Raw genomic sequence first — 23,591 nt, forward strand, 5'->3', positions numbered from 1 at the left:
CCTACGCCAATCCGACGAATTTCATTTGATCCGTGATTCTTTTATTCTGCTATTCTGTCTGCGTGCACACTCCACACGCTTTTGGTGAAAATCGGAAGTTATCCACATTGTCCACAGTGTTATGCACAGGCTTTTGGGGGAAATCCCCAACAGAGACAAGCGATACGAAAATCCTTGTGGATAATGTCATTTTTTTGCGGTGGATAAACGCTGGAATTTGGGGATAACCTGCGCTCATTTCTCCTTGAGTGCGTCGTCAAGCGTATGCCATGCGAGCACGGCGCATTTGACGCGTGCGGGCATATTGGAAACGTTCTGCAGGAGGGCAGCGTCCTCGAGCTCCTCGAGCTCCGCCTCGTCCGTGACCTCGCGCTTGATCATGCCGATGAACTTGTGCGCAAGCTCCCGTGCATGGCCGACGGTCTCGCCGCGCACGAGGTCGATCATGATGTCCGCCGACGCCTGCGAGATCGCGCAGCCGACGCCCGTAAACGCCGCGTCCTTGACGACGCCGTCCTCGACTTTGAGCGCGAGCGTGATTTCGTCGCCACAGCTCGGATTATGCCCCTTGAGCGAGCACGTCGCGCCAGGAAGCTCCTTCTTGTTTTCGGGATTTCGGCTATGCTCGCCGATAAGCTCCGTATAGATATCCTCAAGCGCCAAAGCCGAGCACCCCCCTCACCTTTTGGAGCGCCGCAATCCAGCGGTCGACATCCGCACGCGTGTTGTAAAAGTAGAAGCTCGCCCGGCAGCTCGCGTTCTGACCGAGGTAGTGATGCAGCGGCTGTGCGCAGTGATGGCCGGCGCGGATCGCGACACCGAAGCTGTCGAGGATGCTCGCGACGTCGTGCGGGTGCACGTCACGGACGTTGAACGCGATGATGCCCGTCTTGTTGGGGCGGCGCGAATCACATCCGTACAGCTCGATGTAGGGAAGCGCGCGGAGCTTCGGCAGCGCGTAGCCGACGAGATCCTTCTCAATCGCCTCGACGCGGTCAAACGTGAGCGATTCGAGGTAATCGATCGCTGCCGTGAGGCCTGCCGCGCCGCCGACATTCTGCGTGCCCGCCTCGAACTTCGCGGGCAGCTCCGCCCACGTCGTATCCTGCTCCTCGACCGAATCGATCATATCGCCGCCCATGAGGAACGGCGGCATCGCGTCCAAGATATCGTACTTGCCGTAGAGGACGCCAATGCCCATCGGCGAGAGCATCTTATGCCCCGAGAATGCGAAGAAGTCCGCATCCAGATCCTGCACGTTGACCGCCATGTGCGCGACACTCTGCGAGCCGTCGACGAGTGCAGCCGCACCGACGGCATGCGCCTTTTTGACGATGCGGCGGATGTCGTTCTTGAGTCCGAGGACATTCGAAATCTGTGTCACGGCGACGAGCTTCGTGCGCTCCGTGATCTTCTTCTCGATGTCCTCCTCCGAGAGGTTGCCGTCGTCTTCCAAATAGATGTAGCGAAGGCGTGCGCCCGTTGCCTTCGCGACATGCTGCCACGGCACGAGGTTGCTGTGATGCTCGGCAATCGATATGAGGATCTCATCGCCCTCGTGGACGTTCGTCATGCCGTAGCTGTAAGCGACGAGGTTCAGCGCCTCCGTCGCGTTCTTCGTGAAGATGATTTCCTCTGGACGTGCAGCGTGGATGAACTGCGCCGTGCGCACGCGTGCCTTCTCGTAGATCTCCGTCGCCTCGACGGAAAGCGCATACGCGCCGCGGTGCGGGTTCGCGTTGCAGCCGCCGTAGTAGTGGCAGAGTGCCTCGATCATCTGCTCGGGCTTCTGCGTCGTCGCGCCGTTGTCGAGGTACGTGATCTGTTTCCCGTTCATCTTCTGCCCAAGGAGCGGGAAGTCTTTCAAAAATTCCTGTGCGTCAGCCATTCGTAATCCTCTCCTGCAAAAACTGGTCAATCTCCTCGCGCAGCGCCGCATCGGGAATGCGCGAAAGCACGGGCGCGAGCGATGCCTCGACGACGAGTCGCTGCGCTTCCGCGAGGTCTAGCCCGCGGCTCATGAGGTAAAAGAGGCGATCCTCGTCCATCTTGCCGACGGAAACGGCGTGATGGCCGTCGACATCCGCCTCGTGCGAGAGCATGATCGGCACGCTGCGATTGCGCACGCCGTCACTGAGCAGGACGACTTCCTCGTTCTCGCGTCCGACCGAGCCGCTGCTCCCCTCAAGGAAGTCGAGCGTCCCGCGGAAGATCTTCTCCGCATGCCCCTTGAGCGCGCCGCGCACCTGCATGTTCGCATCCGTATGCGTGCCGCCCTGCCGGATGACATAGTTGAGATCGAGCTTCTGCTCGCCGTCGCCGAAGTAAAGCCCCCAGACATCCGCCCCGGCGCCCTCCTCTGCGAGATCGACAAAGAGCTCCGCCGCCGCATGGCGGGCGCCGACCTCGGCGAGCGTCGCCGCGAATTTCGCGTCTGCCGCACAGCGCACGCGCACGCGGCACGTGCAGCTCTCCGCCTGCGGGGCGAGCTGCGCGAGCACGAGGTGGAGCGCTGCGCCCGCTTCGAGATGCACCTGCACCTCGTAGTTGCCGCCCGTGCGGAAGGCGCGGACGATTTCGTCCCGTTGCCCCTTCTGCACGAGAATCTGTTCCTTCTTTATCGCATCGTCCAAATCCGCCGGCGCGGGCAGGTCGTTGACGCCAAGCCAGCGCCATGTCCGCATCGGGATCCGGGAAAATGTCTTCGTTTCACGCATCAGCCCATCGTCCCTTCCAGCTCCATGTTTACGAGATTGTTCATTTCGACCGCGTATTCGAGCGGCAGCTCCTTCGCGATCGGCTCGACGAAGCCGCGCACGATCATCGCGCGCGCCTCATCCTCGTCGATGCCGCGGCTCGTGAGGTAGAAGATCGCCTCGTCGCTGATGCGGCCGATCTTCGCCTCATGTCCGACATCGACCTCGCTCGCTTCGATGTCCATGACAGGAAGCGTGTCACTCCTGGAGGCACTGTCGAGCATGAGCGACTCGCAGTTCACGGAACACTTCGAGAACGGCGCATGCTTCGTGACCTTGACGGCACTGCGGTACGTCGCCTTGCCGCCCGCCTTCGAAATCGTGCGCGTGTTGATGGTGGACGACGTATGCGGCGCGGCGTGAATGACGCTCGCGCCCGTGTCAAGGTTCTGCCCCTTCGAGGCGAACGTCACGCCCGTGAACTCGCACCGCGCGCCCTCGCCGCGCAGCACGCTGCGCGGGTAGAGGCACGAGACGTGCGAGCCGAAAGAACCCGACACCCACTCGATGATGCCGTCTTTCTCGACGAGCGCGCGCTTCGTGTTGAGGTTCATCATGTTGCGCGACCAGTTCTCGATCGTCGAGTAGCGCAGGCGCGCGCCTTCCTTGACAAAGAGCTCGACGCAGCCCGCGTGGAGATTCGTCACGTTGTACTTCGGCGCGGAGCAGCCCTCGATGAAGTGAAGGCTCGCGCCCTTTTCGACGATGATGAGCGTGTGCTCGAACTGCCCTGCGCCCGCCGCGTTGAGACGGAAGTACGACTGCAGCGGGATCTTGACCGCGACGCCCTCCGGCACATAGACGAACGAGCCGCCCGACCAGACCGCGCCGTGGAGCGCCGCAAACTTGTGGTCGTGCGGCGGCACGAGCGTCATGAAGTACGTTTTGACGATGTCCTCATGCTCCGTAAGCGCCGTCTCCATATCCGTGTAGACGACGCCCTCTTTGACGAGATCTTCCTGGATGCTGTGGTAGACGACCTCCGAATCGTACTGCGCGCCGACACCCGCGAGACTCTGCTTCTGCTCCGCCTCTGGGATGCCGAGGCGGTCAAACGTGTTCTTGATGTCCGTCGGGACTTCCTGCCAGTTGCCCGTCATCTTCGCGTTCGGGCGGACGTACGTGACGATCTCGTCCATGTTGAGTTCGGAGACGTCCGGCCCCCACGTCGGAAGCGAGAGCGAATTGTAGGTCGCGAGCGACTTCAAGCGGAAGTCGAGCATCCATGCCGGGTCGTGCTTGCGCGCCGAAATGTCGCGGATGATCTCCTCCGTGAGCCCCGTTTCCGACTTGTAGCTCGCGTTGTCCGCGTCCCGGATGTCGTAGAGCGTGCGCTCGATGTCCTCGACGTACGTTTTTTTCTTCTCAGCCACCCTCATCACTCCCCTGCCTGCGCGCCCGCGATATGCGTATAGCCGTTGGCGTTGATGTCCGCGACGAGCTCCGCGCCGCCCTCTTCGACAATGCGCCCGCTTATGAGGACGTGCACGCGGTCGACCGTCAGCTTCTCCAAGATGCGCGTGTTATGCGTGATGATGAGGCAGGCGTTTCCTGCATGGTGATACTTCGCGACGCCCTCCGAGACGATCTGGACGGCATCGACGTCGAGTCCGGAATCCGTCTCGTCGAGCAGCGCGAGCTTTGGGTCGAGCATGAGAAGCTGCAGGATCTCATTGCGCTTCTTCTCGCCGCCGGAAAAGCCGACGTTCATGTAGCGCTCGGCGTACTCCGGCTTTATCCGGAGTTCCTCCATCATCGCGCGAAGCTGCTTGCGGAACGGGAGGATCTTCACCCGCTCGCCCGTCACGGCCTGCTTCGCCGTGCGCAGCATGTTCTCGACCGTGATGCCGGGGATCTCCTCCGGCGTCTGGAACGACAGGAACAGCCCGCGGCGCGCGCGCTCGAATGTCTTCGCCTTTGCGATGTCCTCGCCTTCAAAGCGGATCGTGCCCGCCGTCACCGTATACTTCGGATGTCCCATGATGACGTTCATGAGCGTCGACTTGCCTGAGCCGTTCGGCCCTAAAATCACGTGGACCTCGCCGCGCCCGACGGAAAGCGAAATCCCCTTGAGGATTTCCTTCCCCTCGACTCCCGCGTGGAGATCCTTGAGCTCTAAAAGCGTATTCGACATGACCTACTCTCCTTGCCATACTCTGCTATCGAAAGCGCCGCGTCCGCCGCCTGCTTGCTCCCGGCAGGCTGCAAAGGAAGGGCTCCCCTCCGCTTTGCAAGACGCCGCGCTTCAATCCCTATGAAAATACTCGGAATTACCATTTCATTGTATGGCGAAATAAAAAAAATGTCAACAGATAACGGTTATATGATAACTCCTGTCTATTGATATTTCGGACGGACTCCTGTGCTGCCCTTGAAAAAAATACGGCAATCGGCGATAATGGTTGGGAAAGAATCATTTTTCGCCAACCGGCAAAGGAGAAAGGAATTTCCCATGGCAAAACAGCTTCAGTGCAGCTTCTGCAAGCGTGTCGTCGCAGTCCGCGACCAATACGACATGCCGATATACGACCCGAATACGGGCTTTGCGATATGCAGCCACTGCATCCGCGAGATCAACCACTTCCTCGACGAACACGAGACGGCAGCAGCCGAGACGAAACAGCGTGACTTCGCCGTGCAGCTTGACGAGATCCTCGAAAAGAACAAGCCGCATATCATCAAGCAGTATCTCGACGCGTACATCATCAATCAGGACCACGCGAAGAAGATCCTCTCCGTCGCCGTCTACAACCACTACAAGCGCATGAAGTACGGCCTCCAAAACGAGGACGGCACGGAAATCGAAAAGTCGAACGTCATCATGCTCGGCCCGTCGGGCTGCGGCAAGACGGCGCTCCTTTCGCATCTCTCAAAGTTCCTCAACGTACCGTTCGCTGTCACCGATGCCTCCAGCCTCACGGAGGCGGGCTTCGTCGGCGCCGACGTCGAAGTCGCCGTACGCAACCTTTACTACGCCGCCGACAAGGACACGGAGCGCGCCGAGCACGGCATCATCTACCTCGACGAGTTCGACAAGATCGCCAGGAAGTCGGGCGCGAACAACTCCATCACCGCCGACCCCGGCCACGAGGGCGTCCAGCAGGCACTGCTCAAAATGCTCGAAGGCAGCGTCGTCGAGTTCACGGCGCGCGGCCAGCGCAAGCACCCCGAGGCGCCGACCATCAAAGTCGACACGACGAACATCCTCTTCATCGTCGGCGGCGCATTCGTCGGCATCGAGGACGTCATCGGAAAGCGCGTCAACAAGAACGCCGCCTCGATCGGCTTCGGCGCGGACGCGAAAGGCGCGTCGGAAAAGACGAAATTCGACGAGCTCATCCATCAGGTGCGCCCAGAAGACCTCATGCAGTACGGCATCATCCCGGAGATCATCGGCCGCCTGCCCGTCATCTGCACGCTCGAAACGCTCGACGAGGACGCGCTGCTGCGCATCCTGACCGAGCCGAAAAACGCACCCGTGAAGCAGTACGAAAAGCTCCTTGCGATGGACGGCGTCACGCTCGAATTCGAGGAAGCGGCATTGCGCGCCGTCGCGAAGAAGGCCATCGAGCGCAAGACGGGCGCGCGCAGCCTCAAGGGCATCATCGAGGATACGATGCTCGACATCATGTTCGACATTCCAAAGAGCAGCGAGCCGCGCAAGGTCATCGTCACGAAGGCGTGCATCGAGGGCACAGAGAAGCCGCGCATCGAACCGCTTTCCTGATGGCGCGGATCAAAGACGTGGCGAGAGAGGCAGGTGTCGCCGCGAGCACCGTCTCCCTCGTCCTCAACAACAAGGGCTACGTCTCTGCCGCGACGCGCCGAAAAATCGAGGCGGCAATGGAAAAGCTCCGCTACGTTCCGAGCGAGGTCGCGCGAAATCTCTCGCTAAGCCGGACCAAGACCGTCGGCGTCATCGTCCCCTCCGTCTCCCACCCGTTTTTCAGCGAGCTTTTGGAATCGCTCGAATCCGCGCTCTACGCGCTCGGCTACAAGACGCTCCTCTGCTGCACGAAGGAAAAGGACAACGCCGAGCGCGCTTTCCTCGATATGCTGCGACGAAAGACGATGGACGGCATCATCATGGGCGCGCATACGCTCGACACCGCGCTGTACGCGAACCTTGACCGACCGATCATCGCATTTGACCGATTCCTCCGCGAAGACATCCCCATCGTGCACGCGGACCACCAATACGGCGGGCGGCTCGCCGCCGAGGCATTCCTGCGGCGCGGCTGCCGGCACGTCGTCGCCATCATGGGCTATCAGGGCGTCGCGACCCCTGCCAATGACTACCATCGCGTCTTTGCCGAGACCATGCGCCAGAGCGGCGCCGCGGTGCACCAGATCGAAATGAAGTGGAACGCCTTCGCCTACCGCGACTTCCTGCAGGCCGCGGACGAACTCTTCGCCCGCTTCCCGGCTGCCGACGGCGTATTCGGCTCCGACCTCGCGATCGCGAGCTGCCTGCGCGCCGCCGCCGCGCACGGTCGGCGCGTCCCGAACGACGTGAAGCTCCTCGCCTACGACGGCACGAGCCTCACGCGCATCGGGGCGCAGACCGTCACAGCCGTGCGCCAGCCCATTGAAGGCCTCGCCGCGCTTGCCGCAAAGAAAATCGTCGCCCGTGCCGAGGGCACGGCAGACACGCTGCCATGGATACTGAAGCCCTCGCTCATCAAAGGAGAAACCTGCTGAAGCGGGTTTCTTTTTTTGCCTTCTGCCACGTGGTCTTTCGCGAAGCAGGCGATTTGGTAAGAATTTTGTCGGAAAGCCATTGACATTTTATTGTTTAATCGCTATGATACCTATATCGAACCGGTTCACTAAATGGATTTCGTCTGATTTGTTTTTGGTTTTGACAAAGGAGATGCCTCGATGAAACAAGAGATGCACGTCACGAACCAACGCTACCGTCTCGGCTACCACCTGATGACGAAGGGCGGCTGGATGAACGACCCGAACGGCTTTTCCTACTTCAAAGGCTATTATCATATCTTCTACCAGTATTACCCCTATGCCGCCGAGTGGGGGCCGATGCACTGGGGGCACGCGAGGAGCACGGACCTCGTGCACTGGGAGACGCTGCCGGCTGCGCTTGCGCCCGGCGACATGGAGTCCGGCTGCTTCTCGGGAAGCGCCGTCCCCCATGACGGCAAGCTTTGGCTCATCTACACCGGCCATCACTACATCGACCCGAAAGATCCCGAGGCATTCTACGAGGACCAGAACCTCGCCTACAGCGAGGACGGCATCCACTTCACGAAATACGAGGGGAATCCCGTGCTGCGCGTGCCGAAGGACAACACGAAGCACTTCCGCGACCCGAAGGTATGGCGCGAGGGGGACACCTTCTACATGGTCGTCGGAAGCCAGGGAGCGGACGGCTGCGGCAGGGCGCTCCTCTACCGCTCGCCGGACCTCATCGACTGGACGCGCTGCTCCGTGCTCGCGAAATCCGAAAACGAGAAGACCGAAGGCTACATGTGGGAATGCCCCGACTTCTTCCCGCTCGGCGACAAGTATGTCCTCCTCATGAGCCCGCAGGGGCTTGAAGCATCGGGCGACGACTACCGCAACCTCAACCAGACCGGCTACCTCGTCGGCACGCTTGACAAAGAGACGCATGTGCTCGCGCACGGCAAATTCGTCGAAATCGACCGCGGCCATGACTTCTACGCGACGCAGACGATGGAAACGCCCGATGGCAGGCGCGTCATGATGGCGTGGATGGCGGCGTGGGACTCACCGATGCACGAAAAGGAAGACGGCTGGGCGGGCGCGCTCACCATCCCCCGCACGCTTCGCCTCGCAGGCGGAAAGGTGTACCAGTCGCCAATCCGCGAGATGGAGAGCCTGCGGGAAAAAACGCTGCAAGACGGCGCGTGGGAAGCGGGAAAGGCCTACGCGCTGCCGCGCAAGGCGGAAATCTGCCTCCGCTTTGATGCAGCGCCCGCCGTCCTGCTCACGCTGACCGACGGCACGCACGGCCTGTCCCTCGCATGGGAGGCGGAGAAAAACCGTCTCGTGCTCACGCGAAAGACGAAAGACGGCGTGCGCGCTTGCACGCTTTCCGCCGCGCCGCACGCCGTCCGCGCCTTCCTGGACCAAAGCTCCGTCGAAGTCTTCGTGAATGACGGCGAGACGACGTTCACCGAGCGCATCTACTTTGCGGGGAACGTGACGCTCACAGCCGCAGCACAAGAGGGCGCGATTTACGCGCTTGAAGCAGAGACAAACACCTACGGCACGGACGCCGCCGAGGAGGAAACAAAATGAGCACGATGCACACAAAGGCCTTTTCCAATCCATTCTACCGCGCAAGCTCGCTCCAAATCCTTCTGTTCTTCGCGGGCTGGGGCATCTGGTGGTCGTTCTTCCAGATCTGGCTCACGACGAAGCAGGGCTTTTCTGGCGCCGAGGTCGGCACGATCTACTCCTTCAACTCCGCCGTCGCGCTCGTCCTCATGTTCGTATACGGCTCGATCCAGGACAAGCTCGGCATGAAAAAGACGCTGCTCGCGTTCTTCGTCGCCTGTGAGATCCTGCTCGCGCCGTTCTTCACTTGGGTCTACGTCCCCATGCTCGAGGCGAATTTCTTCCTCGGCGCGGCGATCGGCTCCCTCTACCTCTCCGTCGCCTACCTCGCGGCGTGCCCTGTCCTAGAGGCCATCACGGAGCGCATGAGCCGCCGCTTCCACTTCGAATACGGGCAGGCAAGGGCATGGGGCTCGTTTGGCTACGCCATCTCCGCGCTCAGCGCAGGCTTCCTCTTCACCGTGAATCCCTACCTCGTCTTTTGGACGGGCAGCATCATTGCTGCCATCCTCGGCGCGACACTCCTTTTCCTAAAGCCCGAAAGCAATCCTGCGGCGCGCGAAAAATACGAGGACAAGTCCGAGAGCCAAAAGGGCAGCAAGACGCCATCCCTTCGCGAAATTCTCCACGTCTTCCGCCTCGTCGAAGTTTGGAAAATGATTGTCTTCATCCTAGTGAGCTGGACATTCTACACGGTCTTTGACCAGCAGATGTTCCCCGAATTCTTCACGAAGTTCTTTGCAACCCCAGCGGACGGGGCGCGCGCCTACGGTGTCCTGAACTCCATCCAAGTCTTCCTTGAATCCCTCATGATGAGCCTCGTGCCGATTCTCATGCACAAGATCGGTGTGCGCCGCGCCATCCTGCTCGGCTGCTGCATCATGATCGTGCGCATCGGCCTCTGCGGCCTCGTCACGAACCCCTTTGGCATCGCGGCAGTGAAGCTCCTGCACGCCCCGGAGACCGCACTCTTCATCCTCGCGATCTTCCGCTACTTCACGCTGCACTTCGACACGCGCATCTCCGCCACTCTCTACATGGTCGGCTTCCAAATCGCCGCGCAGGTCGGGCAGATCCTCTTCTCCACGCCGCTCGGCGCCCTGCACGACAGCATCGGCTACCAGCATACCTTCCTCGTCATCTCCGGCATCGTCTGTGCCGCGAGCATCTACGCCTTCTTCGTCCTGCGGCGCGACGACGAGCTGGTAGACGGGCAGCCGCTCTAAAGAGCATTCCATCGCAGCATATCCCACAAACCATCCCACCCTTTCGTATGGGATGGTTTTTCTTTGCAGACACATTGCACCAAATAAAAAAGCCGTGTAGAATGAAATTGGATTGGTACATGACATTAGGAGGATTTCATGAGACATCGGAACATAGCGCGTCGCGGCGTTTCTCGTTTTGCCTTCATCGACTTATTTGCGGGAATCGGTGGAATGCGAATGGCCTTTGAGCATGCCGGTGGGACCTGCCTTTACTCCAGCGAATGGAACAAGTACAGCCAGCAAACCTATCGCGCCAACTTTGGCGAAACCCCCGATGGCGACATCACGAAAGCGGACGAGAATGCGCTTCCCGACCACGACATACTCGTCGCCGGATTTCCATGCCAGCCGTTTTCCATTGCCGGCGTGTCCAAAAAGAACAGCTTGGGCAAGGCGACAGGCTTTCAGGACAAAACGCAGGGCACGCTTTTTTTCGACGTATGTCGCATCCTGAAAGCAAAGCGCCCCAAAGCCTTTCTTCTCGAAAATGTGAAAAACCTAAAGAGCCACGACCACGGCAACACATACCGCATCATCATGGAATCCTTGCATGAGCTGGGCTACGATGTCCATGCGGAAGTCTTGGACGGACAGGCCTATGTGCCGCAGCACAGGGAGCGCATCCTTCTCGTCGGCTTTGACCGCTCCCGTTACGAATCGCTTCCCTTCTCGTTTGCCCTTCCGCCTTGCAGGGAAAAACCCGTCATGCGCACGATTTTGGAGCGAAACGTCCCCGACAAGTACACGCTTTCGGACAAGCTATGGACGTATCTCCAAAACTATGCCGCCAAACACAAAGCTGCGGGGCACGGATTCGGCTACGGCATCGCGCCATTCGACGGAATATCCCGCACGCTCAGCGCAAGATACTACAAGGATGGCTCGGAAATCCTCATCGCGCAGGAAGGAAAAAACCCGCGTCGGCTTACACCTCGCGAATGTGCACGCCTGCAAGGATTCCCCGACACCTTCAAGATTGTCGTTTCCGACACGCAGGCTTACAGGCAGTTCGGCAATTCCGTCGTCGTTCCCCTGATGGAGCGCATCGCAGAGCGCATCATCGGCACACTCGAAACGGCTGCGGATGCCGCCTCGGAAAGGCGATGCGCAATATGACGGAAGCCGCTTTGACGCAGAAGGCAATCACGGTCACTAGGCAAGCCGAATCCGCCTTTTGCAAATTCCTTTCCGCAAATGACAGCGGTGAGACCGGCGGGCATCAAGTTGGCATTCTGATTTCAAGATCAGCAGGAAGAATGTTCTTTTGCGAACGCGAACTTCGCGATAATCACATCCTGAAAAAGCCGGTGCGCGTAAAATGGCAGGATGATTTTTTTACAGACAGTTGTCTGACATGGTATGCGAGCAAGAAAGAATTGCGCTTAACACGATTTGGCAGGAGCTTTTCCTTGCTTCAAGCGAAATACACGGGTGCCCTGTTCGTTTTGGCAAAAGAAAGCGATGTGGACTACGCAGCATTTCTATTCGATACCGAAGATGCGATCCAGCAATACCTCGATGCCTTTGGGCTGACACCCGCCGAGACGAATTGCCTCGTCCAGTCCAACGCCGCTTCCTTGGAATTGCAAGAAGATGCCGCCATCGCGCAATTCATCTCACATCTTACAATGGATTTCCCTTCTTCCTATGAAATGGCACGTGCCGCACGGGAAATCATTGCACAAAATCAACCCTTTCACGTAACCAAAAATCCGGATCAATCCCTATTGGACTGGATTCAAATGGAATATCGTCTGTTTCGCACCATCGAGCACGATCGCTATGGAGGGATTGTGACGGCAGGCTTTTCCACAGTGGACGATTTTCTGACACTTGCAAATAAGATTCTGAACCGTCGGAAAAGCCGGGCAGGAAAAAGCCTGGAACATCATCTTGCGGCTCTCTTTGATGCGTATTCCATAGTCTACACGGCACAGGGCATCACGGAAGGAAAGAAAAAGCCGGACTTTCTTTTTCCTTCCGCAGAGAAGTACCACGACATTTCGTTTCCGACCGAAAAACTCTGCACACTTGCTGCAAAAACCACCTGCAAAGACCGCTGGCGGCAAGTGCTCAATGAGGCCAACCGCCTTCGCAGCAAGCCGAAATACCTCTGCACACTCCAGCAAGGCATTTCGTCCGCACAAATGGATGAAATGCAGGAGGAATGCGTCGTGCTTGTCGTGCCGAAACCGTATATCAAGACGTTTCCACGAACCAGGCAGAATCGAATATGGACCATCCATAAATTCGTTTCTTACATAAAGGAACTACAATCCTAGCACAGGAAAGGAGCCTGCATTATGACTACTACCATCGGCCTCGTCGGCGTCGGCGTCATGGGCGGCGGCATGGGGCGCAATCTCATGAAGGCGGGGTTCCCGCTCACCGTCTACACGCGCACGAAGGCGAAGGCAAAGTCCCTGCTCCAAGAGGGTGCCCATTGGACGGACTCGCCGAAGGAGCTTGCCGCAGCGTCGGATCTCGTCATCACGATGGTCGGCTATCCGAAAGACGTCGAGGAAGTCTACTGCGGCGAAAACGGCATCTTTGCCGGAAAGCACGGCGGCATCGTCATCGACATGACGACGTCCAGCCCGCGGCTCGCCAAGAAGCTCTACGCGACCGCGAAGGAGCACGGCATCGACTCGCTCGACGCGCCCGTATCGGGCGGCGACCTCGGCGCGAAGGGTGGCACGCTCGCCATCATGGTCGGCGGCGACAAGGCAGCGTTTGACGCGGCAATGCCTGTCTTTTCCGCGATGGGCAAGACGATCCGCTACTTCGGCGCAGCGGGAAGCGGGCAGTACGCGAAGATGTGCAACCAGATCGCCATCGCCGCAGGCATGCTCGGCGTCGCAGAATCCATGGCGTACGCGAAGGCGAGCGGGCTTGATCCCGTCGCCGTGCAGGAGACGATCGAAACGGGAGCGGCAGGCTCGTGGTCGCTCTCAAACCTCGCACCGCGCATGCTCAAGGGCGACATGAGTCCCGGCTTCTACATCAAGCATTTCATCAAGGACATGCGCATCGCCATCGAGTCCGCCGAAGAAATGCATCTCGACCTGCCTGGGCTAAAGCTCGCGAAGAAGCTCTACGACGAGCTCGCCGCGCAAGGAAAAGAAAACTGCGGAACGCAGGCGATATACACGTGGTACACGAAATAGACGGAACGCAACAAGCGCCCTGCACGAGGGAGTTCCCCGTGCAGGGCGCTTTTGGTCTGCCTTCGTTTTGCCCGGCTTCAGCGCGGCTCAGAAAATATCCTTGGCAAGGACAATCGTCTCATCGCGGTTCGGCCCGACGGAAACGATGCCGAGCGCGATGCCCGTGACCTCCGCCATGCGCGTCAGATACTGCTTTGCTTTCTCCGGCAGGTCATCGTAGCTGCGTACCTTCCGGATGCTCGTCTTCCAGCCCGCAAACGTCTCGTAGACGGGCTCGACTTTGGCGAGGACTTTGAGGCTCGCGGGAATCTCGTTCAGGATCTCGCCCTTGTACTTGTAGGCGACGCACATCTTGATTTCATCGAAGTCGTCGAGGATATCGAGACGCGTGACCGCCATGTAGTCGATGCCCGAGAGCAGCCCCGCGTAGCGGACGACGCAGGCATCGAGCCAGCCCGTGCGGCGCGGGCGCCCCGTGACGACGCCGAACTCGTGCCCATCCGTACGGATCTTCTCACCGATGGCGTTGAGCTGCTCCGTCGGGAACGGTCCCTCGCCGACGCGCGTGCAGTACGCCTTGACGATGCCGACGACCTTGTCGATCCGATTCGGCGCGACGCCTGCGCCGACGCCGACGCCGCCCGAAATCGGATGCGATGCCGTGACGTAGGGATACGTGCCGTAGTCGATGTCGAGCATCGTCGCCTGTGCGCCCTCGAAGAGGATCTTGCTGCCCGCCTTGATTTCCTCGTTCAGGAGGGCAATCGTATCGCATACGTAGGGGCGCAGCCGCTCCGCGTAGCCGAGGTATTCGGCGAGGACGGCATCGTAGTCGAGCGGCTCATGGCCGTATAGCGCCTGGAGTTCCTTGTTCTTGCGTGCCATGTTTTCCTTGAGCCGCTTCGCCAGCTCGTCTTTATCCATGAGATCGCAGACGCGGATGCCGATGCGGTTGTCGCGATCCATGTAGCAGGGACCGATGCCGCGCTTCGTCGTGCCGATCTTCTCCTTGCCGCGCGCCTCGTCGCCGACGCCGTCCATGATGCGATGATAGGGAAGGACGACGTGCGCGCGATTCGAAATGCGGATGCCCGAGAGGTCAATGCCGCGTTTTTTCAAGGCGTCCATCTCTTCGAGCATGATCATCGGATCGAATGCGACGCCGTTTCCTACGACGCAGAGCGATCCCTTGTACAAGATGCCCGACGGCATGAGGCGCAGCTTGTACGCCTCGCCGCCTACGACGACCGTATGGCCGGCATTGCTGCCGCCTTGGAAGCGTACGACGACGTTTGCCTGCTGCGCGAGATAGTCGACGATCTTGCCCTTGCCTTCATCGCCCCACTGCGTGCCTGTCACGACTACACAAGACATGAAAACCCCTCCTACTAGATTCCCGGCTTACAGGCCGAAACGCTCAAAAATCATATCGACATGGCGCAGGAAGTACTTATAGTCGAAGCAGTCATCGATCTCTTCCTTCGTCAGATATTTCGTGATGTCGGGATCGTTCTCGACACTCGTTCGGAAATCCTGTCCTTCCATCCAGCGCTTCATCGCGTTGCGCTGCACCCACTTGTACGCGTCCTCGCGCAGGACGCCCTTCCCTACGACCGTCAACATAATGCGCTGGCTGTAGATAAGCCCGCCCGTGCGCTCCATGTCGTGCAGCATCTTGTCGGGGTAGACGAGAAGCTTGTCGATGATGTCCGTGAGCTTCTTCGTGCAGTAGTCCACATTGATCGTGCTGTCCGGCAGGATGACGCGCTCAACGGACGAATGGGAGATGTCGCGCTCGTGCCAAAGCGTGATATCCTCAAGCGCCGCGACGGCATTGCCGCGCACGAGACGCGCCATGCCCGAAATGCGCTCGCAGTTGATCGGATTGCGCTTGTGCGGCATCGCGGACGAGCCCTTCTGCCCCGGAGAGAAATACTCCTCCGCCTCGCGGATGTCCGTGCGCTGGAGGTTGCGCACCTCCGTCGCGATCTTTTCGAGCGTCGAGGCGACAATCGCGAGCGTCGTCATGTACTCGGCATGGCGGTCGCGCTGGATGACCTGCGTCGCGAGGCGAACCGGCGTGAGCCCGAGCGCCTTTCCGACCATCTCCTCGATCCTCGGATCGATATTCGAGTACGTGCCAACCGCGCCCGAAAGCTTGCAGACGGAGACCCTTTTCTTCGCGCGCTCGACGCGCTCGATATCGCGCTCGATCTCCGCGCTCCAAAGCACGAGCTTTAGACCAAACGTCATCGGCTCGGCGTGGATGCCGTGCGTGCGTCCGATGCACGGCGTGTGCTTGAATTCTTTCGCGCGGCGGCGCAGCACCTCGCGGAACTGTCGCAGGTCTCCGAGGATGATGTCCGCCGAATCGCGCATCATCATGCAGATCGCCGTATCCTTTACGTCAGACGACGTGAGCCCCTTGTGGATGTACTTCGAGTCCTCGCCCACGTGCTCTGCGACGTTCGTCAGAAACGCGATGATATCGTGGTGTGTGACCGACTCGATCTCGCGGATGCGCGGCACCTCAAACTTCGCCCTCGCGCGGATGTTCTTCGCGGCTTCCTTCGGGATCTCGCCGAGCTCCGCCATCGCGTCGCATGCCGCCATCTCGACGTTTAGGATCTGCTGCCATTCGTTTTCAATCGACCAAAGGTGTCCCATTTCCGGTCGGGTGTAGCGTTCGATCATATCGCTCCTCCTCATAAAACTGCATGTAGCAAGCGGACGACTCCGCGCCTTTATCCAGCTTTGTCCAAGCACCAAGAAACAGCCCAATTGGGCGGGCTTGCATCCGCGTGCTGCCGGCCTCGTTTTGAGTTTGGAGAACTTGTCCTGATTCCCTCGTCCATCATAGCATTTCTTATAGGGCGGTGTCAATTCGCGGCGCAGTCCAAACCCCAAGCCGTTGCGGGACAATTCCTGCCGTCTCTGTACGAGCCGTATCTTCTTTTGCCCGAACCGCGCACAGCACAATGAAAACGCCCTCCGCTGCGCATTGCTCCGCAACAGAGGACGTTTCCCTTCGATTTTACGGTTTTTCGGGCGGGCCTGCTGCCTCGTTCCCTTCCATCGAGCTTTCGGAAGATAACTTGCCCTTTTGCTCTGTAATGAATGCCTGCATGATAATGAAGACGCAGAGAAGCGCTCCTACAACAATCTTTGTCCACCATGCGGAAAGTGTTCCTTGAAAGCTAATAAAGGTCAAAATGACACCTTGGATCAGAACCCCGACAAGTGCGCCCGGAATGAAGCCAACGCCTCCCGTCAGCAGCGTTCCTCCGATAACGGAAGACGCGATGGCGTCCATTTCCATGCCAAGCCCATGCAAGTTGTAACCAGTCAACATGGTGAGACTGTAGGCAAGGCCGCCGAGCGAGGAGCAAAAGCCCGCCACCGTATAGACAAGCACCTTCGAACGAAAGACGGGAAGCCCCATCAGTGCAGCCGAGGACTCACTGCCGCCAATGGCAAAAAGCGTGCGCCCAAAGCGCGTGAAGCCGAGCAGGGCGGCAGATACGACGATCGTAAGCAGTGCGACAATCGCCCCGACCGAGAGGAATCCAATACCGAGATCGATGCGATAGCTCGCAATGGCGACCCACGTCGGATTGGTGATGATAATCGTATCGCGCGAGATGACCGCCGTGAGCCCGCGGCAGAAGAACATGCCAGCCAAGGTGATGATAAACGGCTGCAAGTCGAACTTCGTGATAATAAAGCCCTGCACTGCGCCGAAGGCCGTCCCCATGAAAAGCACGAGCCCGACGGCGACGGGAAGGGGCATGCCCGTATTCTCAAGCAGCCAAGCGAGCACCATGCAGACCAGTGCGAGCACAGCGCCGACCGAGAGGTCAATCCCTGCGATAATCAACGTGAAGGTAATGCCGACCGTGACAATGATAAGCGCCGCATTGTCAATAAAGAGATTAAAAAACACCTGCGGGCGCATGAATCCCTTGTACATGGCCATGCCCACGCCGTAGAGCGCAAGGAACAAAAGGACTGTGACAAAGAATGAAAAATACGGCGAGGCAATCAGCCGGTTCAGATATCGTTTCATAGCGCATCCACCGCCTTTCCGCCCGCATGCTTTTTCGCGCGCCGTGCCTTGAACCGATCAAACATGTCCTGCGCCTTTTTCGACTGAATCAGGCAAATCACGACGACGGCGATCGCCTTGACGACCGGAAGCTGATCCGCTGAAACACCGAGCGCATACATCGTCGTCGTAAGCGTTTGGATCGTGACAGCGCCGATGACCGAGCCGCCAACATAAAACTTTCCGCCCGAAAGCAGCGTGCCGCCGAGCGCGACGGCAAGAATCGCATCCATCTCCATGTTGAGCCCTGCGTTGTTCGCATCCGCCGCACGAATCAACGAGCTTTCGATGAGTCCCGAAACGCCTGCGCAAAAGCCGGAAAACGCATAGACAAGGAACAGGACGAGTGTGACGTTGATGCCAGCAAACCGCGCCGCCGTCGGATTGATGCCAACCGACTGGACAAACAATCCGATGCTCGTCCGCTTCATCAGGAATACGACGAGCAGCACCATCAAAAGTGCGATAAAGAGATTTGTCGGAAGCGGCATCCCAGGAAGCACACCGGAAATATACGCAAACGGCTTGTAGTAGACTGTGATAATCTGTCCTTCCGTCAGAAGCTGGGCGACGCCTCGCCCCGCCGTCATCAAGATCAGTGTTGCGACGACCGCCTGAATCTTGAACTTCGCGACGAGAAGCCCGTTCCATGCGCCGCATAGAATGCCCACGCAGACCGACGCAAGCATCGCGAGTGCCATTGGTGTCTCCGCCACGCCGTCGCCGCGCCCGCCGATCAGCATACAGACGACAGCCGCCGAAATCGCGACAACCGCGCCGACCGAAATATCGATGCCGCTCGTCGCAATGACGAACGTCATGCCAAGCGCCAAAATGATGAGCGAGCTGGAACGGGTCAGAATGTCGATAAGGCGCCCGTAGAGCCTGCCGTCCTCGGTGACCTGAAGGGAGAGAAACCCATCCACAAAGCATGCGTTGAAAAGGAGCAGGACGAGCAGGCTGACGACGGGCAGGAAAAGCGAACTGCCTGCAAACCTTTTTAAGCTCTTCATCACGCCGCACCTCCCGCAATCGCTTTCATTAATGCGTCCGTGCTCACCGCATCGCCTGCCAGCTCCGCCACTTTGCGCCGATCGCGCAGAACGATGAGCTTCGTGCAGGTGCGCACCATCTCATCCATCTCCGATGAAATGAACACGACCGACATGCCGCGCTTCTTCGCAAGCGCAATCGCCATTTTCTGGATCTCCGCCTTCGTGCCGACGTCAATGCCACGGGTCGGCTCATCGAGAATCAGCAGATCGGGCTGCGTCGCGAGCCAGCGCGCAATAATGACTTTCTGCTGGTTTCCGCCCGACAAATTCTTGATGAGTTGGTCACGCCCCGACACCTTGATTTTGAGCAGCTTGATGCAGTCATCCGCTATGCGTGCCTGCTCCGCATACGGGATATGGCGCAGGATGCCCTCCTTCGCCTGCATCGCGAGAATAATGTTCTCGCGTACGGTCAGATCCCCGATGATGCCTGCTGCTTTGCGGTCTTCCGGGCAAAAGCCAATCTTCTGCCGCATTGCCGCCATCGGTCCATCTGGATGCCACGGTTTTCCTTTGACAAAAAGGGAGCCCCTGTCTATCGCATGGATGCCAAACAGGAGTTCTGCTGTCTCCGTGCGTCCCGAACCCAAAAGCCCTGCGATGCCAATGACCTCGCCCTTGTGTATCTTCATATCGACCGTTTCGAGTACGCCTGTAGCGCCGATTGCCTTTGCTTCTAAGAAGACCTCTTCCTTCGGCTCACTCTTTTCTCCCGCCTCGCCCATCGTGCGAACATCGCCAACCTCTTTGCCGACCATTTTCGCGATAAGCTCCAAGCGCGGCAGCCTTGCTGTCTCATAGGCGCCGACCAGCTCGCCATTTCGCAAAATCGTCACATGATCGCAAAGCGTGTAAACCTGCTCTAAAAAATGCGAAATGAAAATAATGCCCATGCCCTCTTTTTGGAGGTGACGGATGATTTTGAACAGCCGTTCTGTCTCCTGCTCATCGAGCGAGGATGTCGGCTCGTCAAGAATTAAGATTTTCGCCTCGATATCGACTGCGCGGGCAATGGCAATCATCTGCTGCAAGGCGACCGAATAATGATCGAGCGTCCGCGTCACATCAATCCGCACGTCCAAGCGCTCAAGAAGTGCCTGCGCGCGCGCGTTCACCGCCCGCCAGTCGATCCATCCATATCGTTTCGGCTCGCGCCCAATAAAGATATTCTCTGCAACCGTCAGGTTTGGGCATAGATTGACTTCCTGATAAACGGTCGAGATGCCGCACTCCTGCGCTTCCTTTGGCGTGCGCGGTGCGATTTCCCTGCCGTTCATGCGAATCGTGCCGCCATCCTTCTGATAGACCCCCGTAAGAACCTTGACGAGCGTGGACTTGCCTGCGCCGTTCTCTCCCATCAAAGAATGGATCTCGCCAGCGTTCAGCGTGAAATCGACGCCAGAAAGCGCACGGACGCCTGGGAACTCCTTTTCAATCTGCCGCATTTCCAGCAGCGCTCCTGTCATGCCGCTCCTCCCCTTTCCACACACAGCGTGCAAAGATGCAAAAATGCCGCCCCTTGCATCCATCTAGGCGCGGCATTTTTCTGCCGTTTCCGATTGCCCGCACGCGACAGGCGAAATTCTTAGTATTTGCGCTCCGGCAATGTCTTTTCCGCTACATCGGCAGGGAATATTCCTTCATCGACATAGACGAGCTTCTCGACCTTCTCTCCGGCCAAAACCTTCTTTGCCGTCTCCATGAGCAGATCGCCTTGGAGCGGATTGCACTCAATCGTACAATTTGCCTTGCCCTCGATCATGGCTTGGAAAATGCCCTTGACTCCATCGACCGACACGATGGTGATATCCTTGCCAGGCCGGAGGCCTGCAGCCTCAATCGCTTGGATTGCGCCGAGTGCCATATCATCGTTGTGCGCAAAGAGAATGTCAATCTTGTCGCGGTTCGATTTCAAGAAGGACTCCATGACCTCTTGCCCTTTCTGGCGCGTGAACTCGCCCGTCTGGGAGGCAAGGATGTTGTACTTGGAAGCATTCTGTGAGGCTTCCATCTCCGTCTTGAATCCTTCCTGGCGACGAATGGCAACCGACGAACCGACCGTTCCTTCCAAAATAACAATATTGAACTGGCTTCCGCCATCGCGCGGCTTCTTGTTTTCCTTCGTCATGTACGAGTCGATCCAGTCAAAGACTTTCTTGCCCTCGGAAAGAGAATCCGTTCCGAGCTTCGCAGCATAAAGCGAATCGTCGCTGAGCTTGACATCGCGATCCACGACTATCACGGGAATCTTCGCATCCTTCGCTTCTTTCAGCACGGTGTCCCATCCCGTCTCCACGATTGGCACAAAGGCGATAATGTCCACCCCCTGCGCAATGAAGGAGCGAATTGCCTTGATTTGATTCTCCTGCTTCTGCTGCGCATCTGAGAATTGAAGGTTGATACCTGCCGCCTCGGCTGCTTTCTTGATGGATTCCGTGTTCGCCGTACGCCACTCGGACTCCGCGCCGATCTGCGAAAATCCCATCGTAATCTGCTTGCCCCCCGATCCGGACCCAGACCCGGAGGACTTTGTCGCTCCGCCGCCACAGCCGGCAGCAACCGTCATCATCATAACGGTCAGTACTAAAGCAAGAATCTTTTTCATCGTTTTGCACCCTTTCCTCTTCCCATGATTCCCACCTCGTCCGACATCCATTCCCTTAAAATATGCTCGTACACAATTAAGGATTCTTAATGCGATGCCGTTTCCAAAGAAAGAAAATGGATTAAATTTTTTCTTTCTTATTTTATCGCTATAATATATCATTTTAATTGTCTTGTCAATTCTTATTTCGATATTTCACAATATTTTATCTACATGAAGTGCTCGAGCACACTTTTTGAGTTTGTGAGAAGAAGGATAGGAACCCCGGCAAATTGAGAATTGGGTGGGTGCCACGTTGACAAAAAGGCGCGCCATGGTATAATAAAGAAGTATTATTAATTATGGAATCAAGGATAACATGAAGTCGCCTGGATCGGTACGGATACGCTGCATCTGTTTGGGAGGCCAGCTTATCCGTGCTTCCTTGGAATGACAGGAGGGCTTACCATGGCAGAAAAAAAGACCGCTTACGCGGGAACGCAGACGGAGAAGAACCTGCTTGCCGCATTTGCGGGCGAGAGCATGGCAACGAACAAGTATACGTACTTCGCATCGCAGGCGCAGAAGGACGGCTATGAGCAGATAGCTGCCATCTTTCTGAAGACCGCCGGAAACGAGCGCTACCACGCGAAGATGTGGCTGCGCGAGCTCGCGGGGATCAACGATACGCTGTCAAATCTAAACGATGCCGCAGACGGCGAAAACCACGAGTGGACGGACATGTACGAAGGCTTCGCGAAGACGGCAGAGGAGGAGGGCTTCAAGGCGCTCGCCCGGAAGTTCCGTCTCGTCGGCGCGATCGAGAAGCACCATGAGGAGCGCTACCGCGCACTCATCAAAAACATCGAGACGGCGCAAGTCTTTGAAAAGAGCGAGGTCAAGATTTGGGAGTGCCGCAACTGCGGGCACATCATCGTCGGCAAGAAGGCACCGGAAATCTGTCCGACATGCGGGCATCCGAAGAGCTTCTTTGAGATTTCGGCAGATAACTTCTAAGGATCTGCGGACAAGCGGATAAAAGGAAAGCGGCGGGCGCATTCCGCCATCGGAATGCGGCCGCTTTTTCTATTGACATTCTGCCTGCAAAAAAATACAATGGCTTTGTAACCTACTTCGTTTATATGGTATAAAGGAGAACGCGTATGGCGGACAAAAACGAGCGGATTGAAACGACCATCACCGAGGAATTTCGCTGGCTGCACCGCCACCCGGAACTTTCCCATGAAGAGTTCGAGACGACGAAGCGCGTGCGCACGGCGCTCCTCGCGGCCCATGTACGCATCCTCGACCTGCCGCTCGCGACGGGGCTCATCGCAGAGGTCGGCGAGGGCGATCCCGTCATCGCGATCCGCTGCGACATCGACGCGCTTCCCGTCGAGGAGCAGACGAATCTCCCCTACCGCTCAGAGGCGTTCGGGAAGATGCACGCCTGCGGGCACGACTTCCACACGGCTGCCGTGCTCGGCGCAGCGCTTCTCCTAAAAGAGCGCGAAGGGGCACGCAGGGGACGCGTGCGCATCGTGTTCCAGCCTGCGGAGGAAGCACCCGGCGGCGCGAAGGACGTGCTGAAGACGGGGGCGCTCGACGGCGTCTCTGCGATTTTCGGCATCCATGCGGCGCCCGCGCTCGAAGTCGGCACCGTCGGCATCCGCGCAGGTGCCGTCACGGCGTCCGTCGATCGCTTTCAGTTCCGTTTCTGCGGCAAGGGAACGCATGCGGCGCACCCAAACCACGGCATCGACCCAATCCCCATCGCCGCCGCTTTCGTGCAGGCGGTGCAGACGGTCGTCTCGCGCAGCCTTGACCCATTCTCGGCAGGACTCGTGAGCGTCACGCACGTCGAAGCAGGCAATACGTGGAACGTTCTTCCCGAAACGGCCTTCGTCGAGGGCACAACGCGCAGCCTGTCCGCTGCGGATCGCACACGCATCCGCGAGCGCGTCTGCGCCATCGCCGAGGGCGCGGCGGCAGCAGGCGGCGCACGGCTCGAATCGGACTGGTACGCGGGACCGCCTGCGACGGACAACGATCCCGCTTGGACGCTCCTCGCGAGCAAAGTTGCCGAAGCGGAGGGTCTCGCCGTCCTCCCTGCTGAGGTCGCGCTCATCGGCGAGGATTTCGCCTTTTATCAGGAGTATATCCCCGGCGCATTCCTTCTCGTCGGCACGGGCCTTTCCGCACCGCTCCACAATCCGAAATTCGAAGCGAGCCCCACGGCGCTCTTCCCCACGGCACACTATCTCGCCGCACTCGCAGATGCCGCACGGTCCGCCCCCATAAAAAAGGCAGGCCAATCAAAGTAAAAGCGGGATCT

Annotated in this window: 20 protein-coding genes; 9 read left to right on the top strand and 11 right to left on the bottom strand. The window is 58.5% G+C overall.

Annotated elements, in window-relative coordinates:
* Nucleotides 1–234: 234 nt before the first annotated feature.
* From sufU to sufC, 5 genes are read right to left on the bottom strand one after another with little or no spacing between them, the layout of a single operon-like run.
* Complete coding sequence (sufU, locus tag HMPREF1985_RS02965) at nucleotides 235–663, bottom strand: Fe-S cluster assembly sulfur transfer protein SufU (RefSeq protein ID WP_021770973.1); 429 nt, start codon at nucleotides 661–663, stop codon at nucleotides 235–237.
* The gene (locus HMPREF1985_RS02970; protein WP_021770974.1) at nucleotides 653–1,888 is read right to left on the bottom strand and encodes a cysteine desulfurase; all 1,236 of its coding nucleotides are present in this window, start codon (nucleotides 1,886–1,888) and stop codon (nucleotides 653–655) included. Before HMPREF1985_RS02970 ends, sufU begins: the two co-directional genes overlap by 11 nt.
* On the bottom strand, nucleotides 1,881–2,717 hold the full coding sequence (locus HMPREF1985_RS02975; protein ID WP_021770975.1) for a SufB/SufD family protein: 837 nt from the start codon (nucleotides 2,715–2,717) through the stop codon (nucleotides 1,881–1,883). Before HMPREF1985_RS02975 ends, HMPREF1985_RS02970 begins: the two co-directional genes overlap by 8 nt.
* A complete protein-coding gene (gene sufB / locus HMPREF1985_RS02980; protein ID WP_021770976.1) occupies nucleotides 2,717–4,135 on the bottom strand; it encodes a Fe-S cluster assembly protein SufB in 1,419 nt (472 codons plus the stop codon). Before sufB ends, HMPREF1985_RS02975 begins: the two co-directional genes overlap by 1 nt.
* Complete coding sequence (gene sufC, locus HMPREF1985_RS02985) at nucleotides 4,135–4,890, bottom strand: Fe-S cluster assembly ATPase SufC (RefSeq protein WP_021770977.1); 756 nt, start codon at nucleotides 4,888–4,890, stop codon at nucleotides 4,135–4,137. The genes sufB and sufC overlap by 1 nt, the downstream gene beginning before the upstream one ends.
* Nucleotides 4,891–5,208: 318 nt before the next feature.
* Between sufC and clpX the strand changes: the two genes are divergently transcribed.
* The 7 genes from clpX to HMPREF1985_RS03020 all read left to right on the top strand — a co-directional run bounded on the left by clpX (nucleotide 5,209) and on the right by HMPREF1985_RS03020 (nucleotide 13,512).
* Entirely contained in the window at nucleotides 5,209–6,483 is a 1,275-nt protein-coding gene (gene clpX / locus HMPREF1985_RS02990; RefSeq protein WP_040636882.1) for an ATP-dependent Clp protease ATP-binding subunit ClpX, read from the top strand.
* A complete protein-coding gene (locus HMPREF1985_RS02995; RefSeq protein ID WP_021770979.1) occupies nucleotides 6,483–7,457 on the top strand; it encodes a LacI family DNA-binding transcriptional regulator in 975 nt (324 codons plus the stop codon). The genes clpX and HMPREF1985_RS02995 overlap by 1 nt, the downstream gene beginning before the upstream one ends.
* A gap of 180 nt (nucleotides 7,458–7,637) precedes the next feature.
* On the top strand, nucleotides 7,638–9,038 hold the full coding sequence (locus tag HMPREF1985_RS03000; protein ID WP_021770980.1) for a glycoside hydrolase family 32 protein: 1,401 nt from the start codon (nucleotides 7,638–7,640) through the stop codon (nucleotides 9,036–9,038).
* Nucleotides 9,035–10,303 carry an oligosaccharide MFS transporter gene (locus tag HMPREF1985_RS03005; RefSeq protein ID WP_021770981.1) on the top strand — a complete coding sequence of 423 codons (1,269 nt, stop codon included), beginning with the start codon at nucleotides 9,035–9,037 and terminating at the stop codon, nucleotides 10,301–10,303. Before HMPREF1985_RS03000 ends, HMPREF1985_RS03005 begins: the two co-directional genes overlap by 4 nt.
* A gap of 138 nt (nucleotides 10,304–10,441) precedes the next feature.
* The gene (dcm, locus tag HMPREF1985_RS11535; RefSeq protein ID WP_021770982.1) at nucleotides 10,442–11,461 is read left to right on the top strand and encodes a DNA (cytosine-5-)-methyltransferase; all 1,020 of its coding nucleotides are present in this window, start codon (nucleotides 10,442–10,444) and stop codon (nucleotides 11,459–11,461) included.
* Nucleotides 11,458–12,627: a type II restriction endonuclease gene (locus HMPREF1985_RS03015; protein WP_021770983.1), complete on the top strand. Its 1,170-nt coding sequence runs from the start codon at nucleotides 11,458–11,460 to the stop codon at nucleotides 12,625–12,627. The genes dcm and HMPREF1985_RS03015 overlap by 4 nt, the downstream gene beginning before the upstream one ends.
* Before the next feature lie 21 nt (nucleotides 12,628–12,648).
* A complete protein-coding gene (locus HMPREF1985_RS03020) occupies nucleotides 12,649–13,512 on the top strand; it encodes an NAD(P)-dependent oxidoreductase (protein WP_021770984.1) in 864 nt (287 codons plus the stop codon).
* A gap of 87 nt (nucleotides 13,513–13,599) precedes the next feature.
* On the opposite strand, the gene HMPREF1985_RS03025 is transcribed toward HMPREF1985_RS03020, so the two are convergent.
* The 6 genes from HMPREF1985_RS03025 to HMPREF1985_RS03050 all read right to left on the bottom strand — a co-directional run bounded on the left by HMPREF1985_RS03025 (nucleotide 13,600) and on the right by HMPREF1985_RS03050 (nucleotide 21,277).
* Complete coding sequence (locus HMPREF1985_RS03025; protein WP_021770985.1) at nucleotides 13,600–14,886, bottom strand: adenylosuccinate synthase; 1,287 nt, start codon at nucleotides 14,884–14,886, stop codon at nucleotides 13,600–13,602.
* A gap of 27 nt (nucleotides 14,887–14,913) precedes the next feature.
* Nucleotides 14,914–16,206 carry an adenylosuccinate lyase gene (gene purB / locus HMPREF1985_RS03030; protein ID WP_040636884.1) on the bottom strand — a complete coding sequence of 431 codons (1,293 nt, stop codon included), beginning with the start codon at nucleotides 16,204–16,206 and terminating at the stop codon, nucleotides 14,914–14,916.
* Between the two features lie 340 nt (nucleotides 16,207–16,546).
* Complete coding sequence (yjfF, locus tag HMPREF1985_RS03035; protein WP_021770987.1) at nucleotides 16,547–17,578, bottom strand: galactofuranose ABC transporter, permease protein YjfF; 1,032 nt, start codon at nucleotides 17,576–17,578, stop codon at nucleotides 16,547–16,549.
* Nucleotides 17,575–18,630 (bottom strand): ABC transporter permease, encoded by a 1,056-nt coding sequence (locus HMPREF1985_RS03040; RefSeq protein WP_021770988.1) that lies wholly within the window; start codon nucleotides 18,628–18,630, stop codon nucleotides 17,575–17,577. The genes yjfF and HMPREF1985_RS03040 overlap by 4 nt, the downstream gene beginning before the upstream one ends.
* Nucleotides 18,630–20,138: a sugar ABC transporter ATP-binding protein gene (locus HMPREF1985_RS03045; protein ID WP_040636885.1), complete on the bottom strand. Its 1,509-nt coding sequence runs from the start codon at nucleotides 20,136–20,138 to the stop codon at nucleotides 18,630–18,632. Before HMPREF1985_RS03045 ends, HMPREF1985_RS03040 begins: the two co-directional genes overlap by 1 nt.
* A gap of 119 nt (nucleotides 20,139–20,257) precedes the next feature.
* Nucleotides 20,258–21,277: an ABC transporter substrate-binding protein gene (locus HMPREF1985_RS03050; protein WP_040636887.1), complete on the bottom strand. Its 1,020-nt coding sequence runs from the start codon at nucleotides 21,275–21,277 to the stop codon at nucleotides 20,258–20,260.
* A 447-nt stretch (nucleotides 21,278–21,724) separates the two neighbouring features.
* On the opposite strand from HMPREF1985_RS03050, the gene rbr reads away from it, so the two are divergent.
* A complete protein-coding gene (gene rbr, locus HMPREF1985_RS03055) occupies nucleotides 21,725–22,273 on the top strand; it encodes a rubrerythrin (protein WP_040636889.1) in 549 nt (182 codons plus the stop codon).
* A gap of 146 nt (nucleotides 22,274–22,419) precedes the next feature.
* Nucleotides 22,420–23,580 carry an amidohydrolase gene (locus HMPREF1985_RS03060; protein ID WP_021770992.1) on the top strand — a complete coding sequence of 387 codons (1,161 nt, stop codon included), beginning with the start codon at nucleotides 22,420–22,422 and terminating at the stop codon, nucleotides 23,578–23,580.
* Nucleotides 23,581–23,591 lie beyond the last annotated feature (11 nt).

This window comes from Mitsuokella sp. oral taxon 131 str. W9106, assembly GCF_000469545.1.
GTDB lineage: Bacteria > Bacillota > Negativicutes > Selenomonadales > Selenomonadaceae > AWVT01.